This window comes from Lysinibacillus canaveralius, from assembly GCF_047301505.1.
Classification (GTDB): Bacteria; Bacillota; Bacilli; order Bacillales_A; family Planococcaceae; genus Lysinibacillus_B.
Genome location: NZ_CP154840.1, coordinates 2,560,711 through 2,577,725 on the forward strand (window position 1 = coordinate 2,560,711; position 17,015 = coordinate 2,577,725).

14 protein-coding genes and 1 pseudogene are annotated in these 17,015 nt (G+C 38.2%); 6 read left to right on the forward strand and 9 right to left on the reverse strand.

Annotated elements, in window-relative coordinates; all coding sequences use genetic code 11:
• Window positions 1-132: 132 nt before the first annotated feature.
• The 3 genes from AA0Y26_RS13075 (at window position 133) to AA0Y26_RS13085 (ending at window position 3,280) form a co-directional block, all read left to right on the forward strand.
• Complete coding sequence (locus tag AA0Y26_RS13075) at window positions 133-1,611, forward strand: MDR family MFS transporter (RefSeq protein ID WP_413362331.1); 1,479 nt, start codon at window positions 133-135, stop codon at window positions 1,609-1,611.
• 225 nt (window positions 1,612-1,836) lie between these two features.
• Window positions 1,837-2,658: an EcsC family protein gene (locus AA0Y26_RS13080; RefSeq protein WP_413362333.1), complete on the forward strand. Its 822-nt coding sequence runs from the start codon at window positions 1,837-1,839 to the stop codon at window positions 2,656-2,658.
• A 274-nt stretch (window positions 2,659-2,932) separates the two neighbouring features.
• Window positions 2,933-3,280, forward strand: a complete 348-nt coding sequence (locus AA0Y26_RS13085) for a DoxX family protein (protein ID WP_413362335.1) — start codon at window positions 2,933-2,935, stop codon at window positions 3,278-3,280.
• 214 nt (window positions 3,281-3,494) lie between these two features.
• Here AA0Y26_RS13085 and AA0Y26_RS13090 read toward each other — a convergent pair whose 3' ends face one another.
• The 6 genes from AA0Y26_RS13090 to AA0Y26_RS13115 form a co-directional block, all read right to left on the reverse strand.
• Window positions 3,495-4,091: a hypothetical protein gene (locus tag AA0Y26_RS13090; protein ID WP_413362337.1), complete on the reverse strand. Its 597-nt coding sequence runs from the start codon at window positions 4,089-4,091 to the stop codon at window positions 3,495-3,497.
• A 352-nt stretch (window positions 4,092-4,443) separates the two neighbouring features.
• Window positions 4,444-4,650: a thymidylate synthase gene (locus AA0Y26_RS13095; protein ID WP_413362339.1), complete on the reverse strand. Its 207-nt coding sequence runs from the start codon at window positions 4,648-4,650 to the stop codon at window positions 4,444-4,446.
• Window positions 4,651-4,660: 10 nt separating this feature from the next.
• Window positions 4,661-5,188, reverse strand: coding sequence for a peptide ABC transporter ATPase (locus AA0Y26_RS13100; RefSeq protein WP_413362341.1), 528 nt, complete (start codon window positions 5,186-5,188; stop codon window positions 4,661-4,663).
• A gap of 12 nt (window positions 5,189-5,200) precedes the next feature.
• Window positions 5,201-7,108, reverse strand: a complete 1,908-nt coding sequence (locus AA0Y26_RS13105; protein WP_413362343.1) for a glycerophosphoryl diester phosphodiesterase membrane domain-containing protein — start codon at window positions 7,106-7,108, stop codon at window positions 5,201-5,203.
• 26 nt (window positions 7,109-7,134) lie between these two features.
• Window positions 7,135-8,493, reverse strand: a complete 1,359-nt coding sequence (locus tag AA0Y26_RS13110; protein ID WP_413362345.1) for an aspartate kinase — start codon at window positions 8,491-8,493, stop codon at window positions 7,135-7,137.
• A gap of 273 nt (window positions 8,494-8,766) precedes the next feature.
• Window positions 8,767-10,839, reverse strand: a complete 2,073-nt coding sequence (locus AA0Y26_RS13115) for a DNA topoisomerase (RefSeq protein ID WP_413362347.1) — start codon at window positions 10,837-10,839, stop codon at window positions 8,767-8,769.
• Window positions 10,840-11,268: 429 nt separating this feature from the next.
• Here AA0Y26_RS13115 and AA0Y26_RS13120 point away from each other — a divergent pair, with 429 nt between their 5' ends.
• Complete coding sequence (locus tag AA0Y26_RS13120; RefSeq protein ID WP_413362349.1) at window positions 11,269-11,667, forward strand: glucosamine 6-phosphate synthetase; 399 nt, start codon at window positions 11,269-11,271, stop codon at window positions 11,665-11,667.
• A gap of 193 nt (window positions 11,668-11,860) precedes the next feature.
• Here AA0Y26_RS13120 and AA0Y26_RS13125 read toward each other — a convergent pair.
• The 3 genes and pseudogenes from AA0Y26_RS13125 to AA0Y26_RS13135 form a co-directional block, all read right to left on the reverse strand.
• Window positions 11,861-13,217: pseudogene (locus AA0Y26_RS13125) on the reverse strand (IS3 family transposase).
• A 70-nt stretch (window positions 13,218-13,287) separates the two neighbouring features.
• Window positions 13,288-13,470 carry a hypothetical protein gene (locus tag AA0Y26_RS13130; protein WP_413362351.1) on the reverse strand — a complete coding sequence of 61 codons (183 nt, stop codon included), beginning with the start codon at window positions 13,468-13,470 and terminating at the stop codon, window positions 13,288-13,290.
• 128 nt (window positions 13,471-13,598) lie between these two features.
• Window positions 13,599-14,081: a sigma-70 family RNA polymerase sigma factor gene (locus AA0Y26_RS13135; RefSeq protein ID WP_413362353.1), complete on the reverse strand. Its 483-nt coding sequence runs from the start codon at window positions 14,079-14,081 to the stop codon at window positions 13,599-13,601.
• Window positions 14,082-14,631: 550 nt separating this feature from the next.
• Between AA0Y26_RS13135 and proB the strand changes: the two genes are divergently transcribed.
• Together proB and AA0Y26_RS13145 are read left to right on the forward strand one after the other, a co-directional pair.
• Window positions 14,632-15,717, forward strand: coding sequence for a glutamate 5-kinase (gene proB, locus AA0Y26_RS13140; RefSeq protein WP_413362355.1), 1,086 nt, complete (start codon window positions 14,632-14,634; stop codon window positions 15,715-15,717).
• A gap of 10 nt (window positions 15,718-15,727) precedes the next feature.
• Window positions 15,728-16,990, forward strand: coding sequence for a glutamate-5-semialdehyde dehydrogenase (locus tag AA0Y26_RS13145; protein ID WP_413362357.1), 1,263 nt, complete (start codon window positions 15,728-15,730; stop codon window positions 16,988-16,990).
• Window positions 16,991-17,015 lie beyond the last annotated feature (25 nt).

The window sequence follows — 17,015 nt, forward strand, 5'->3', positions numbered from 1 at the left end:
AAGTATACAGGATATTCTTATGAAATCAAATATAATTGGACTCTCTATACTTTTTTATTGATTATTTTGGACCATTGGTATAAAATCGGTCAAGTGAATAATATTACTTAAAAGAAAGACAGGGGAAAATATATGAATAATGGCATAGAAGAAAAAAAACCGCCATATTTAATGCTTGCTATTTTGTTCTTTGGAGCTTTCGTTTCGTTCTTGAATAACTCCTTATTGAACGTTGCTTTACCGTCCATCATGGTGGATCTGGATATCGAGAACTACTCGACAGTCCAATGGCTATCTACAGGGTACATGCTTGTCAGTGGTGTATTAATACCTGTATCAGCCTTCTTAATTACACGTTTTAAAAACCGCACACTATTTCTTACATCCATGGCACTATTTACAATCGGTACGGCTGTTTCAGCTTTCGCACCGAATTTTGGCTTCTTACTCGCTGGTCGTATGATTCAGGCTGCGGGTTCATCGGTAATGGGTCCATTATTAATGAATATTATGCTTGTCAGCTTCCCGCGTGAAAAACGAGGCGCTGCAATGGGAATATTTGGTCTTGTTATGATTACAGCGCCAGCAATCGGACCAACTCTATCAGGCTATATCGTAGAATATTATGATTGGCGTGTCCTGTTCGAAATGATTCTGCCATTCGCTATTCTTAGTCTCTTGCTTGCTATGTGGAAGCTTGAAAATGTAATGGAGACTCGCAAGGCATCACTCGACTACTTCTCTGTTGTATTGTCAGTCATTGGATTTGGTGGCTTACTATACGGATGTTCAACAGCAAGTTCCGATGGTTGGACAGATCCAATTGTCATTACAACGATTGTTATTGGTGCAATTGGCCTTCTAGCGTTTATTCTGCGTCAATTCCGGATGGAACAGCCGCTTCTTGATTTACGTGTTTATAAATATCCGATGTTTGCTCTTGGTTCCGTTATCTCAATGGTAAATGCAGCTGCACTATTCTCAGGGATGATTTTGACTCCTGCCTATGTACAAAGCGTGCGTCATATTTCACCGTTAGATTCTGGTTTAATGATGCTGCCAGGGGCCATCATTATGGGGATTATGTCTCCAATAACAGGAAAGCTGTTCGATAAATTCGGGCCTCGTGCATTAGCTTTACTTGGTCTATCTATTACTGCTTATGCAACTTATTTATTATCTAAATTACAAATTGATTCTTCATACACATATATTGTAGCTATTTATACATTCCGTATGTTCGGTATGTCGATGGTTATGATGCCGATTATGACAAATGGATTGAACCAATTACCAACCCGCTTAAACCCACATGGTACAGCAGTTAACAATACTGCTCAACAAGTGGTTGGTTCTATCGGTACTGCTCTATTCGTAACATTTATGAACTCTGTTGCTTCCGACAAAGGGGCAGAGCTGACTGCTGGTCTAGATATGGCAACTGCTACAGAAGCAGATTTCACGCGAATCCAGCAATTAGCCTTACTAGAAGGAGTTCAGCATTCATTCTTTATCGCAATGGTTGTTACACTTGTGGCAATCGTCCTATCTATATTCCTTAAACGTGTGAATGTCAGTCCAGAAGAAGTTGCAAAACTAGAAAAACAATAATGAATTGAAAAGGGAATTTCCTTTGGAAAAATGTTTCTAAAGGAATTCCCTTTTATTTTATTAAAAGCCAAATGAAGAGAAACAGCATCAATACGGTATATAGAGCTACTTCCCCCATTTTATAAATGTTCTCCCTCTGTCCAAAAATATAAGGAATGAAAATTACCGAAACCTTTCCTATTCCTAGACGTATGTAAAATAAGAAGAAAGCGAGGAGAAATCACGTTGGAAAATAGAGAACAGCTGCTATCCCATCTGCAAACAATTGAAGACTGGGAAAAGGATCAAAAAGGTTTATGGTTTTGGGAAAAGCTTGGAAGGCTTCCTTTTAAGCTTTTGGATAAATTAACACCTGCTTTTATTCAGGAGAAAATCGCCCTATTAGTAACGGAAATCGGAAATTATGTACAATCAGGCGGTCAGTACTTAATTAACGAAAAAGCAATGATTGAAAAAATAAGCGTTGCTACAGGCAGATCAATCGAAACTGTTGAAGAAATAGGTACTATACCGCTTGATGATATGATTGCACTTAGCCAATCACTTCAGAACAGTCGTGTAAAGCTAGCAACTATGCAAGGGGCTTCAACTGGAGTCGGCGGTATTTTCACGCTGGCAATCGATATCCCGCTCATTTTAGGCATGGCACTAAAAACGCTGCAGGAAATTGCTATCATCCATGGCTATGAACCGAATAGTAAACAGGAACGTATTTTCATCGTAAAATGTCTGCAATTTGCTTCAGCTGATGTTGTCGGAAAAGAGGCTATATTAAACGAGCTTTCTACAATCCATGAAGAGAAGCAGGCAGAAAAAAGCATGATTTCACAATTGCAGGGATGGCAAGAAGTTTTCTTCACATATCGTGACAATTTCGGAATGAAAAAACTATTCCAAATGATACCGATTGCAGGTATACTTTTCGGCGCCTATGCAAACAAAACAATGATAAATGATATTGCTGAAGCAGGAATTATGTTATACCGTAAACGACGGATTTATGAGAAACTCCGCAATGTTCCTGTAGAGGCAAAAGAACTTGAGTAACATTTTATAAGAAAAGGCCGGTCACCCTTTCAAAGGTGACCGGCCTTTCTTTTGTAAATTCAATTTTAAGGGGGTATTACAATTTACCACTATCCCCTTCAACATAAACCCTTGAATGAGCAGTTTAAAATAAACATATGGTTTACTATATAATAGTACGCCAAAAGGTCTTTTAACTCCCAGAAAGCTATCATGGGATATATGTTTTACCCCGATTACGATCAGCAAATAACGTGGATATCCAAAAGGATTGATCATACGGGAGGACAGGAATATGCATATTGTTAACTGGGTACTGCCCGGAATACTTATCATCACGTTTACGATTGTTGGCTATGGGAAATTATCTGGTGCGCGTGCTTACCATTTTGCCTTTATCAGATGGCGTCTGCCACAATCATTCCGAATCATTACAGGAATAATAGAATTATTAGGAGCATTTCTTTTAATCATTGGCATCTGGTTTCATACTTTTGCGTTTATCGGTTCGTTTCTCCTGCTTATAGTCTGTATAGGTGGTTTGCTCGTTCACCTTGCCAATAAAGATCGTATTGAGGATATGGCCTCCATTATGCTGCTTGGTCTGATTTCTATTATCTATATTGCTGTAGTATTGCTTTGATTTTTTCTTATTAACTCTGGAAATCTCAAAAATGAAAAAAATCAGCTGCTTTTCATCGCAACTGATTATAGATTTAGAGTTACCTTCACTTTTTCGTCTATTTCTTAGCCTACTACCTCTCAAAATTGAGGATTGTCCGCTTATCATTTCCTCAAGCTAAAAATATTTTTTGGCCAGCAACAGCCTATTGGTGGTCAAGTATATTCACCCTCTACTAATACATAGGGATTTTGACGTTAATAGCATCTCCGAACGCTTCGTAATTTTGATCATAGGCAGGTGCTACATTCAGCTCAATAACAGCAATATCATTTGGGTCCGCCTCAAAATCTACTGCTACTAAACCTTGCTTTTTTTCATTTGCATTAAATGTTGAACCAAATTGGTTGGATAGCGCCGGATGAAAGCTGGACTTTTCATTTGTATCCGACTGAATTTTAGCATCATCAATTCGGAAGTAAACAGGTACCTCTCCTTGATTACGGACTTCCATATTCAGTAAAACAATTGTCGAACGATCACGCCCGCCAACCGAGTTCTTAATAGTTTCAGTGGCAGGAATCAGCTGCTCCAGCCTCACATGCGTAACAGTCAGCTTAATTGGACCTGAAGAAGCGGAATATTTCACTTCTCCTGAATTGAATAAAATGTTGTGGACCCCTATTTCATCAGTCAATGTTTTAACTCCTATCGGAGAATCTATCTTTTCGATGCTCGGCTCTTCAGATGATTTCTCTGCCAGCACAACGGATGTCTCCAACTTTCTTTCTTTATGTAATGAATTCTCGAACTGCTTGTCTTCGCGTAGCAAGAATAAAGCTATTGTGCCAGTTATCATTAGGCATATTGTTATCATACCGCTTATAAGTAAAATCCGTCCTTTTCCCATGAAAATCACCTCATATCATGGTTCTATTATAATGGATATATCTACGATACTATAGATAAAAATACTTAACAATTTTCTGTTGTATGCCATTAAAAATAAAGAAATACGATATTTTCTTATTATTTTATGATTTCAACATAAAATATAGCCATTTTTTATACATACTTTCTTCACAAAAAATCTACTTTTATGCATTGGCAAAGGTTCGTTATGTTCTAATACTAGCAGGCAAACTCAAAAATACTGAGCTTGCCTTACTCACATAAATAATATGCTAAATAACTTTCAAATAAATGACAAGCTCTTGGCGGTATACGCCATCCTCTAAATAATGATCTAAATTGTGAAAATCATATTGATAAGTACCAAAAGGGAAAGTCACACTCTCCCCTTTTACAGCTGCAAGAAGCCCTGCAACATCGGTAGATACCATTTCTAGAAGCTCCAGTCCCGTTTCAGTCACTACAAATATTACGTTCATTTTATCCTCCTTAAGCCCCAATAAATAAAGTTGACTGGGCAATTGCCAAAAAGAATGCTGCATCTTGCACAGGGCTATCCGGCAATATTTCCAGTGTCATCGAAAATAGATCCTTTTCTTCATGATAAACAGCAAGCCACCTCGCTACGACTGTCTCCCCTACTAAAAAGTTCGACCATTCTTCCATCTCTTTATCTATTTTCATATTTAATTGTTCGCCTTTGATAAATAGTTCCGGAACACCAATCCGCCAATTCTCATATGTAATGATAAATTGCTGGTTTGTTCGAAAATCTTTTCCTTCAAACCAAAGGCGCCCTTTTCGCTGCACCTTTCTGCAAACAAATCGCTCTTCTCCTGAAATGCTTTTTACAACATACTTCAAAAAGTAACGGTAGTCAAAATAGGCATCCATTAACTTTTTCAACCCATTGTCATATATCCTGTTAATCGTATATACGTGTTGTCCATTCAGGTGAACAGGAATATCTTCAGTGGAATTTAGCTTCCCTGGTACTTCATACAAATAAGTATTCATATAGTCAATCCTTTAAAAAATATAGTTGAGTTTGTTCCAAATCCGCTGTAGGAAATACTGCTTTTCATCAAATTTTTCTCGTTTCTCACTTGCCTCATCAGGATGGTTCGTAATGATCCCTTCTACATCATACTCTAGGAACTGCTGAATATCCCGGTCATCATTTACTGTCCATACAAAGAGCGGTTTATCCAATTCCTTTGCTTTTTCAACCAAGCTGTCTGTTACAAAGTATTGTTCAATCGAAACAAAATCAAACTCTGTTTCTGGAAGCGAACCGACATTTAATGCATACACAGCGCCTACCTTTAATCGCGGCTCCAGTTCTTTTACTTTTTTAATAACTGGAAAATAGAGCGACTGAATATAATGTACATCTAGCGTCTCATATTCATCAAGTAATGTAATCAATTTCTCTAGCATATCCTCCGTTTCGTGCCCATGTGTCTTAATCTCGATAAGCAGCCGGATATTGAGTTCCTTGCTTTTTTCAAGCATTTGTTCTAACGAAGGAATATATTCACTCTTACCATCAGCCCATAGCTCTGTTTCCATCAGTTCTTTTTGAGTCAATTCATATACTTTCTCGCTTCTGCCTGCTAGTCGTAAAAGATCTGTATCATGAAACACAACAAACTTTCCGTCTTTTGTTTGCTGGATATCAATTTCTACAATATCAGCTCCGTTTTCCACAGCAGATTCAAGGGCACTAATTGTATTTTCCACTTCTTTGTCCTTAAATCCCCTGTGTGCAATTATTTTCGTAGAAGGCTCGTACACCGTCTTTTCAAGGCTACTAATATTCAGCCAACTAACAAGAAAATAAGTAAACACTCCAATTGTAACTGTCCAAAGCATGATTGTTTTGCGGAAAGATTCATTTTGCTTAATTAATGGTTTTTCGTGTGTCAGTTTAAAGGACACGAGAACCAATATTTGAGAAAACATTGCCTGTAGAAATGAAAATGCTAATATGAGTACACCTTGCGCCAATGTAAGCGTGAAAGCAGCTACTATAAGCGCATGGTCAGGCAGATACCGCTCCACAACAAATAAGGGCGTGAATACGATAGCCAATATAGTCGCTGAAAATACTAGATGAATCGCTGCTATCAGCCCCAACATTCCCAGCGTTTCAATTAGTTTTCTCTTTGAAAATTGCCAGCTCATCTTCATTGAATCCCAAATTGTCGTCCATTGGTAGACCGTAAAAAATGGAAGCATAAAAATAAGGCGTGTTCCTATAAGAAGTATAATCGTAATTGCTGCGAAATATAGAAATTTTCCTTTTGTAGAGGATAATAATTCATCTACGATAAAATGTGGAATCTGTAGGTTTTGCGTTATCGAAAGAGGCAATACCGAAGATATCAGGGGAATCACAAGCAATAAATATACAGCAAACAACAGTGTCTCAAAACTGATAAAATATAGTACTTTCTGATTCAATCTTTTCCACAATCCATATAATGAATAAGGGATCGCTCGTTGTTGATGATAGGCTAGCAGCATTAAAAAACCCATTTCATAATAAACGAATAATAGAATAATCAAGACGATAAATGCTAGTAATACCAAACCTAGCGGATGGGTAACCAATTGCAACATATTCTGCTCTGTAATACTTTGAACTCCCATGAAATCAAGTATAAGAGAAAATAAGAGCGAAATGAGCGGTAATACAATAAATAATTGAAATAATCTAATTGCCGCAAATGTTCGGATATAATCTACCCGGTAATAATAAATATTTCGGAATACTAGTCTGAGTAAGCGCTGTATTCGTTCCACAATCCCACCACCTTGTAACATGTCATATTGTACATTATTTCCTAGAATAATAAATACAAAACCTTTTACTCTATCACTTGAGGCATCCAGCCACTTATCTTCAAATAAAAAAGTAGATAAAGCCCACATAAAAGGCCCTATCTACTCCCAACTTTTCATACATTTACTGTAGAGAAGAATTCATTATATAATGCTTTTAAAATTTGCTCTTCAAATTGACTATATACGCCAAATACCACACTTACCTCAGAAGAGCCCTGATTGATCATTTCAATATTGGCACCTGTAGAGGATATAGCTGTTGTAGCACGTGCAGCAAGTCCAGTATTATTACGCATACCTTCTCCTACTACCACAATCATTGAAAAACCATGGCGGAAATATGCATCATCTGCGTGCAATTCTTCCTTTACACGACGTACAATACGTTCTTCCTTTTCTGGTGTTAATTGAATGGAGCGCATAATAACCGAGATATCATCCAATCCGGATGGTGTATGCTCATATGAAATATTCTCTTCCTCTATAATTTGAAGGAGTTTTCGTCCAAAGCCTATTTCACGGTTCATTAAATATTTTGATACATAAAGAGTCGAGAACCCGCTATCTGCTGAAATTCCAGTGACAGGACGGGCCTGTTCTGTACGAATTGGTACGATGCGCGTACCTGGTGCAGAAGGGTTATTTGTATTTTTAATGTTCACTGGGATACCTTGTTTATATACCGGCATCAATGCTTCATCATGGAATACAGCAAATCCTGCATATGACAATTCGCGCATTTCGCGGTACGTTATCTCCTTAATTTCTGCTGGATTATTTATGACTTTCGGGTTTGCGGAAAATACACAGTCCACGTCCGTAAAGTTCTCGTATAGTTCTGCACCAACTGCCGAGGCTAAAATTGAGCCTGTGATATCTGAACCACCTCGATCAAATGTACGCAGAACACCATTTTTTGTATATCCAAAGAACCCAGGGAAAATGACTACTTCCTCTGTATTCTTTAAAACACTAAGATTATCAAAAGCTTCCGCCAATGCAAATGTACGTTCTGGAAGATCATTCACGATAAGCGTGCCTTTCGGGCTTACGTATCTTGCCGGTATGCCTTGTGAATTGAAATATGCAGCAATGAGCTTTGCATTATTGTCTTCTCCGCTTGCTTTTATATTATCAATAAAAAGTTCCCGGTTTGACTTATCTCCCGCAACACGTTCCTCTAGATCAGTAGCAATAATTTCAGACATCATATGGTCAAGTCCTAAACCGACTGCTATATCATCGTAGCGTTTCACAACCGTCGCAATTTTCGCCTCTACATCACCGTTTATTAGGGCCGTCTCTGCTAAATCTATTAATAAGTCCGTTACTTTAATGTCTTCGCTTGAACGTTTTCCAGGAGCTGAAACAGCAACTACTTTTCGTTCAGGATTCGATTTAACAATGTTAAATACTTTTTTAATTTGTTCTGCATTTGCGACGGAAGTACCGCCAAATTTACATACTATCATTTCACCAGATCCTTACTTATAATGTTGTTGTACTTCTAGAAAAAACATTTGACTTTTCACAGTGTACAAACTATGCACAAAATAGTCAAGAGAATTCTCAAAATTCAAGCTAATAATCTACACCAAGCATGACCTATTTATGGACCCGTTTTTTTATTATATGTAATCTTGCTTTAAATAGTAAGCTATTTGCACTTACAAAAGCAAAAATTACATAATGGGTAAAAAATAGTACCAACACTAGGAAAACGCCTAAGGATGGTACTTTCAATACTACTTTTTTGGTTGTCTGATGGGCTTAAACACAAACTCTAGTTTTTCTCCTACGAGCTTAAGCTTTGCCTTCCCTTTCTTACCGCTCTTCCAAGTAAATTGAATATCCCTTGTCTCTTTCCCAGCCAGTAATTTTTTCATATCTGTTGGCGTTATTTTCCCCTTCATCATTGTTTTACTGATGAAGAATTTACATCCTTTGTTGGAACAGCTATACCCTTTAAATCCTTCTACAACCTGGTCTCCGCAGCTGACGCAGGTACCTACGATAACCACTTGCTTGTCCGGGACAGTCATTTCAAGGTTTTTCATCCTATCTGTTGTTTCCTGAATAAACTGCTTCATCTCGCCATAAAACTGCCGAGAATCAAGTGTACCATCGGTGATATCCTTCAACTTTTTGCTCCATATAGCAGTAAGCACGGGAGAGACGACATCGTGGCTGCCTAGGCTTGTAATGACATCAATGCCGAAATCTGTAGCCGCCAAGCTTTTGCCTTCACGGGACATCATACCAATAGAAAGTAACTTTTCAATAATCTCTGCCCTCGTTGCACTTGTTCCAATTCCTTCCGCATCCTTGAGGATGGCCTGTAGTTGCTTATCCTCCACAAAACGTCCCGCATGGAACATAGCATCGAGCAGTGTGCTATCTGTATAGCGTGAAGGGGGCTCTGTCATTTTCGAAAGTACTTGATTAGCCAATACGGTCAACGTATCTCCCTGTTGCATAGGTGGTAACGGCTTTTCTTCCTTTTTTTTATGAGAATCATATAATACCGTATAACCCTTATCGATGACAATATTTCCGTTTGCTTTAAAATACTCATTTCCACAGAGGAGCATGACATTTGTTTTATCAACTACAAAAGGCGGGAGGAAGACTGCAAGCAGCCGCTTTACAATAAGATCATATATTTTCATCTCGCCGGGAGTTAGTGATTTTCTTCCGACCGGTACGTTAGTAATTGTAATGGCATGGTGATCGGTTAGCTTTTTATCGTCAACATAGCGTTTGGAATACATCACTTTTTGTATATGGGCCGGATTACTTAAAATAGCAGCCGTAGTTTGCGCAAAGTGAGGGATGCTGGCCGCTGCCTTCAAATTTTCTGCAATTGTTTTAGCAAAGGCAGTCGGCAAATGTTTTGATTCCGTTCTTGGATACGTAATCAGCTTTTTCTCGTACAAACTTTGAGCTATTTTAAGTGTTTCCGAGGAAGTAAAGCCGTAAAACTTATTGGCCTCCTTCTGAAGCTCAAGAAGTGAATGTAAACTTGGTGCTAAAATGCTCTTTCGTTCTGTGTCGATATGGTTAACCTTAGCAGTTTCTGTCAACTGTGCCTGGGCAGCCTGGGCTGCTTCAATTGTATCAAACTTATTTGTTTTAACTGCCGGATCATACCATAGGGCCTTAAATTCTCCTAAGTCAATTTCCAGCTGAAAATAAGGTGTTGGGATAAAATGACGTATTTCAAGCTCCCTTTTTACAACGATAGCAAGTGTAGGTGTCATAACTCGCCCTACTTTAATTGTTCGTCCGCCTCTTATAGTAGCAGCCCGTGTCAAATTTAATCCTACAAGCCAATCAAAAATCATTCGGTACATGGCTGCATTACGCAGGTTTCGGATGAGCTCATCATTTTCATCGATCAAATGCTCCAATGCTTGGCGGATGGCTGGATCTGTCGTTTGTGAAGTCCAAAATCGCTTCACCGGCAGTCGACAACCAGCCTTCTTATAAAAGGAATAAAAAATATTCTCCCCTTCCATACCTGCATCGCAAGCATTTATTATAAAGTCGTACTTATTCGTCTTAATACTCGTTTCTATATCCTTATACACTTTATATGCGCTTTTTTTTACACGGAATTCGTATTTTACAGGCATCATCGGCAATATGTCAAGACTCCACTTTTTCCACTCCGCATGGTACTCATGAGGTTCCTTCAGCTCTACTACGTGCCCAACAAAAGAGGCAAAATCAATGTCATATGGCAAGCTCATTTTTTTGTATACTTTTTGTATGTCGCGCATTAAGGATGGCTTCTCGGCGATTAGTAATGCCTTCATTTCAACGACCTCCTTTGAGGTAAGTATAATAAAGAACATACGTTTTTGTAAATGTCCATGTGGTAACTCAACATGTTAAAAATGATTGAGTAAAGAAGGTTTTATATGGAAAGGTAAATCCATCTCAAACATCAGCTGCTCCCCCTGTTTACCATAGGTATGCCTATGGCTGCTATTGATCATGCCCCCACCTATGCAGCCTCTCGATCAGTAACAGCAACTTTGATGTAGATGCAAATGTAAGAACATATAGGTAAAACCCTCAGCGGATTTTGGGTACACTCTTTTATTTCCCGGGCAACAAACCCTATTACAAAAAAAATATCATTATCGATGAATATTACGTATTTTAGAGAAAATACTATATCAATCTAGATATCATTTCTATTAAAATGATATAATATATACGTAAAGGTAAGGGGGAAAACAATGAAACCTACAAAAAGAAATATCTTATGGATTGTTCCTATATTGATTATTGCTATCTTTTATTATTTTTACGGTCCAAAAGATACGATTCATGAGAACGAACATATCAATCTAATAAAAAAACAAACATTAGTGGAAAATAGTAATTTAACGATTGAAGAAGCGTTCAATAGCTATTGCAGCAAAGAAGAATGGGTGTATTTCGAAACACAAAAAAGGCAAAAAGTTGTGGAATTTAAAGGAGAGTGCCCAGTAGAAGATAAGGTGCAGCCTGTAAATTTACAATTCCTTGTAGAAGAAGAAAATGAATTTGTCATTGGTGTTTTGCTGCTAAACCATGTGCAGCAAACAGAGGAAGAAAGAGAAACATATATTCAAACAGTTTATAACCAAGAATAAACGTACTAGGGCACTTGCTTCTTTCCACCTATTACATCAGCCTTTGAAAAGGTGTGTTAAATCACTCATTTTAAAGAAGCTGGCGAGCCCTTCATAGTGACCTAAAACCAAATTTAAAATTGTCGTTTGAGAGGGAGCGCTGTCGGCTATGGTTTATAAATTGATCTGACCCAAAAAAGTTAGACATGTTTAGTTAAGCCATTTCTAAGACCTGAGTTCGGTACTCCACCGGGCTTAGGTCTTTTAGTTTTTCTTTCATTCGTTTGTGATTGTAGTAGTGAATATAGTCTTTGAGTTCCTGTTCAAAATGTGCCATGGATTCAAATTCTTGTAGATACAGGAGTTCAGATTTTAATAAGCCAAAGAAATTTTCAATGACTGCGTTATCCAAACAATTGCCCTTACGGGACATACTCTGCGTAATCCCATGTTGTTTTAATGTTTGTTGATACTTTTTCATTTGATAATGCCAACCTTGATCTGAATGAAGAATAACTTGATCACCTGATTCGAGGCGCTCCAATACTTGTTCTAACATATTATGGACTAGTTTATACACTGGACGATTCATTACCGTGTAGGCAATGATTTCGCCATTACATAGATCAAGGACAGGTGATAAATAGCGTTTCTCACCAAATAGATGGAACTCTGTCACGTCTGTTACCCATTTCTCGTTCATTTTTTCGCTGTGAAATTGCGTTTTAATATGTTGGGGGCAATTCTTCCGACGTTACCTTTATACGAACGGTATTTCTTCATGCGGACTTTACACTTTATGCCAATGGCATTCATCAAACAGTTAATCGTTTTTGGATCATGATGAATGCTGTATTTTTTTAGTTCTTTGACAATTCGACGATAACCATAACGTCCCTTATGTTCATGATAAATGGACTGAATTGCGACTTTCACCTCAACGTACTTATCAGTACGATCCAAACGCTTTTCCCAGTAATAATACGTACTGCGCGGTATATCAGCGACTTTGATTAATTCCACCACTTCATAGATTTTCTTTAGTTCAAAAATTACTTGCGCTTTGATTTGATTGGTAATTTTCCTTGCATTTGAACTAAAGTATTCAACTTTTTTAAGTACGCATTCTCCATCTCCAATTGTTTAATACGTGCTTCTAACGCCTCAACAGATCCTTCAGCTGGTTTTGATTTCGTTATTCTTTTTGTTTCTTTGTTCACGGATGGGCGCCCCTTTTTCTTAGAAACGAGGGCATCATAACCACCGGCCTCAAACTTTATCATCCAATTCCGAACCATGCCAGGAGATGAAATATTAAATAGCGCAGCTGTGTCAAGCGAAGATGTACCTGTCTCGTTCATATAATTAAGTACGTTCATTTTATAGTCAGCTGAATATTTTGTATAGGATTTTAAGAAAGTCTTTACACCATTTTTTTGATAACGGCGAACCCATTCACTTACAATCTGTTCTGACACTCCGATATCTTTCGCGATTTCGATCATAAGTTCACTTCCATTTAAATATCGTTGGACTGCTTGAATACGTTGTTCAGCACTTATTTTGGCCATAAAAAAACCCCCGTAAAAGTTAGATTGGTGTCTAACTTTTACGGGGCAGTTCACAGACGAATCAGTTTTTTTAATTAGCATCCATTATTTTCAATTCTAATTTTCGGATTTCAGTTAGCACTAACCGAATATGATCCTCCAAAATAGAAACCTTTTTTGTGTCATCATCTTTTATGGATTCCAGTTGGTTTCGTTTTTGTACCAATTCTTCAAGCTGATCTAGCTTATTTAAATATTCAATACTTTTTTGCATGTAATCCCCTCCCATACGAAAAAACGAACCAAAAATATTCATTATATTATAATAATCACATACCCCAAAAGCCTAACCAAAAAACCCGAAAAACTATTACTTTTACTCTAATCTTAACCACATTTGTCCTAGTCACTATTACTCAGCTGTTTTAGCTTTTTACGGAGTCGGTATTTTCTTTTTCGCAAAGCCTCTATAGAAATACTTAATTCTTTTGCTATCTCTTCATTTGTTTTTTGTTCTTCAAAAATGGCATGCAATAATTGTTTTTCCTCATCCGAGATATGTTTAAACATGTTTTCTAATATAACGCTTGAAGTTAGCGATTCTCTGGTGTTTTCAAGGTGAATAGAGAGTATTTCGTCAGTTGTTGGGACAAATAGCGCTTCTCTTTTGGCACAATATCTTAATGCATCAATCACATCGTATCGGATTTGATTATATAGATACGCTTTAAACTTATATTTACTCTTATCATAGCTTGAATATGCCTTCCACAAAGCAATTAATGCAATTTGTCTATATTCATCTCGGTTTTTATAAATTTTGCAGTTGTTCAATATCTTTTCAATCATCGGATTCATCTCCATAACAAGCTGTTCAAACTCCATGTAATTTTCCTTTTAGAACATGCATGATCCGTTTTATTCCTAGGTAAATTAAACGTACAAAAATTTCCTAATACCTACAAAAACCCTTTTTTCTTATTTCTTTCAAAAACAGTTATTATAACTCAACTTCATTCGTTAAAAACATAATTTTCTTAAAATTCCTTTAATTAAAATCTATTTTATGCTTTACTTTTACAAACCGAGTTGACAAAAGATATATTGTCGTGCATTCTTATACTCAAATATATAAAAGCATAGCGAAGACTAGTAAACGACACTTAGCTGCAATAGAGAGCGACACCCATAGGCTGGAAGGTGCGTGCACGCAAAAGACGTTGAACCTGCTTCGACCAAGCTCCTGGCAAAACCAGGCGCCGACTCAGCGTTATGAGATAAGTGGAATGCTTATGCATTCAATTTAGGTGGTACCACGGAAGCTCTTTTTCGTCCTATATAGTAGGCGAAAAAGGGCTTTTTTACTATCAAAAAAAGTATTAGAAAGACAGAGTCCTCCTCTGCCAAGGACTTTACACAATGGGGGCAAAATTGTATGGAACGTAAACGAATTGTTATAAAAATTGGAAGCAGTTCGCTGACAAACTCAAAAGGTGAGATTGATCAACTAAAATTTATGGATCATATCCAGGCAATCGCTAAATTAAAGCAGCAGGGACATGACATTCTACTTGTATCATCAGGTGCTGTCGCTGCAGGTTTTCGTATGCTCGGTTACTCTTCACGGCCAGTCACAATTAAAGGAAAACAGGCCGCTGCAGCTGTCGGACAAAGTCTTTTAATTGGGCGTTATACAGAGGCCTTTAGTGAATACAGTATTATACCCGCCCAGATTTTATTAACACGACAAGACTTTAGCGAGAAGAAGCGTTATAAAAATGCTTATGCTACATTTGCAGAGCTTTTGGAGCGCTCCATCCTCCCGATCATTAACGAGAATGACACCGTATCTATTACAGAGCTGACTTTCGGTGATAATGATATGCTTTCAGCGCTTGTTAGTGGACTCGTCCATGCAGATCATCTGATTATCTTGACAGATGTCAATGGACTGTATGATGCTAACCCATTGAAAGATCCAGACGCTAAGCGCATTGATCGGATTGAAGAAATAACGGATGAAATGCTTGGTTTTGCAAGTGGAGCGGGCTCCAAAGTAGGAACAGGCGGTATGCAATCAAAGCTTGTCGCTGCACGTTATGCGATGAATGCAGGGGTAAAAGTGTTCATTGGAAATGGTACAGGTGAAAATAAGCTTACGACAATTTTAGCAGGCAATGGTGATGGTACCTATTTTGAAAATGATTCATGTGCCATCCTGCCAATGAATAAACAATGGCTGACCTTAACAGAAGTAAGCGGAAAGCTATTTATTGATGACGGGGCTGTCAAAGCGTTGACGACCGGCGGCAAATCCCTGCTCCCTGCAGGTATCTATGCATTTGAGGGACATTTTGAAAAGGGCGATGTAGTAGAAGTATACGACCGCCATATTCTAATAGGCCGTGGAGAAACCCTCTATTCAAGTGAGTCACTTGAAAAAGCAATGGGGAAACGGACTGGTGAATCGAATTGTCCAATAGAAGTGGTCATTCATCGAAATAATTGGGTGCAAGTATAAGGAGGATATTATGAGTACAATCGTCGAAAACGAAGTAATTGAAAAAGGCAAACGTGCAAAGACAGCTAGCTTTGTGATGAACACAAAGACAACTGCCGAAAAAAATGAAGCATTACTTGCTATTGCTGATCAGTTAGTGGCTGATCAAAGACAAATTATTGCTGAAAATGAAAAGGATTTACACGACGGAAAGGAATCAGGTTTATCAACTGCTACACTTGACCGAATCATGCTGAATAAAGAGCGTATTCTCGCTATGAGCGAGGCTATCCGTCTGCTTGTAGATTTACCCGATCCTGTCGGTGAAATATTGGAGGATATTACAAAGGAAAATGGTCTTCATATTTTGAAAAAACGGGTCCCTCTTGGGGTCATCGGGATGATTTATGAAGCAAGACCGAATGTAACGGTCGATGCTGCCACTCTATCCTTAAAGACAGGCAATGCTGTCCTGCTGCGTGGTTCTTCGTCTGCCAAATTTTCAAATATGGCACTTGTGGCCTCCATTCACCGTGCGCTGGAAAAGGCCGCATTCCCGCAGGATGCTGTATTACTAATTGAAGATACCTCCCGTGAAACAGCTAAAACATTATTCAACTTAAACGAATATTTAGATGTACTAATTCCACGCGGGGGAAAAAACTTGATTGACCTTGTAGTACGTGAAGCGAGTGTGCCGGTACTTGAAACGGGTGCCGGTAACTGTCATGTCTTCATCGATGCTTCGGCAAACTATGATATGGCGGCTAAAATTGTCTTAAATGCGAAGACACAGCGCCCTTCCGTATGCAATGCTGTAGAAAGCCTCCTTATCCACAAAGACTTTTTCGAAGTGAATGGTGAGCAGTTGTTAGCTATGTTCTCGGATGCGGGCATTAAAATATACGGTGATGAAAAAGTATGTAGTGTATTACCAGCAGCTTTGCAGGCAGCAGAAGAGCACTATGCAGAGGAGTTTCTTGACTTAACAATCAGTGCGAAGATTGTTGAAACAGTAGAAGAGGCAATCTTGCATATTAACCGATTTGGCACAAATCATTCAGAAGCAATCGTAACGGAAAACGCTGCGAATGCAGGAATGTTTCTAAATTCGGTTGATGCTGCAGCAGTCTATCATAATGCATCAACACGCTTCACGGATGGTTTTGAATTTGGCTATGGTGCGGAAATCGGAATTTCTACCCAAAAACTCCATGCACGTGGTCCGATGGGTCTTCCTGCTTTAACTTCTACAAAATATTATGTGTATGGCGACGGCCAAACACGTGGTTAATTCAATGATGCCGATGTATCACTGG

What these genes read in the sequence shown, in the direction of transcription:
- AA0Y26_RS13075 (WP_413362331.1), top strand. Translation starts at nt 133, where the DNA reads ATGAATAATGGCATAGAAGAAAAAAAACCGCCATATTTAATGCTTGCT.
- AA0Y26_RS13085 (WP_413362335.1), top strand. Translation starts at nt 2,933, where the DNA reads ATGCATATTGTTAACTGGGTACTGCCCGGAATACTTATCATCACGTTT.
- AA0Y26_RS13095 (WP_413362339.1), bottom strand. Translation starts at nt 4,650, where the DNA reads ATGAACGTAATATTTGTAGTGACTGAAACGGGACTGGAGCTTCTAGAA.
- AA0Y26_RS13100 (WP_413362341.1), bottom strand. Translation starts at nt 5,188, where the DNA reads ATGAATACTTATTTGTATGAAGTACCAGGGAAGCTAAATTCCACTGAA.
- AA0Y26_RS13105 (WP_413362343.1), bottom strand. Translation starts at nt 7,108, where the DNA reads ATGTGGGCTTTATCTACTTTTTTATTTGAAGATAAGTGGCTGGATGCC.
- AA0Y26_RS13110 (WP_413362345.1), bottom strand. Translation starts at nt 8,493, where the DNA reads ATGATAGTATGTAAATTTGGCGGTACTTCCGTCGCAAATGCAGAACAA.
- AA0Y26_RS13115 (WP_413362347.1), bottom strand. Translation starts at nt 10,839, where the DNA reads ATGAAGGCATTACTAATCGCCGAGAAGCCATCCTTAATGCGCGACATA.
- AA0Y26_RS13120 (WP_413362349.1), top strand. Translation starts at nt 11,269, where the DNA reads ATGAAACCTACAAAAAGAAATATCTTATGGATTGTTCCTATATTGATT.
- AA0Y26_RS13130 (WP_413362351.1), bottom strand. Translation starts at nt 13,470, where the DNA reads ATGCAAAAAAGTATTGAATATTTAAATAAGCTAGATCAGCTTGAAGAA.
- AA0Y26_RS13135 (WP_413362353.1), bottom strand. Translation starts at nt 14,081, where the DNA reads ATGGAGTTTGAACAGCTTGTTATGGAGATGAATCCGATGATTGAAAAG.
- proB (WP_413362355.1), top strand. Translation starts at nt 14,632, where the DNA reads ATGGAACGTAAACGAATTGTTATAAAAATTGGAAGCAGTTCGCTGACA.
- AA0Y26_RS13145 (WP_413362357.1), top strand. Translation starts at nt 15,728, where the DNA reads ATGAGTACAATCGTCGAAAACGAAGTAATTGAAAAAGGCAAACGTGCA.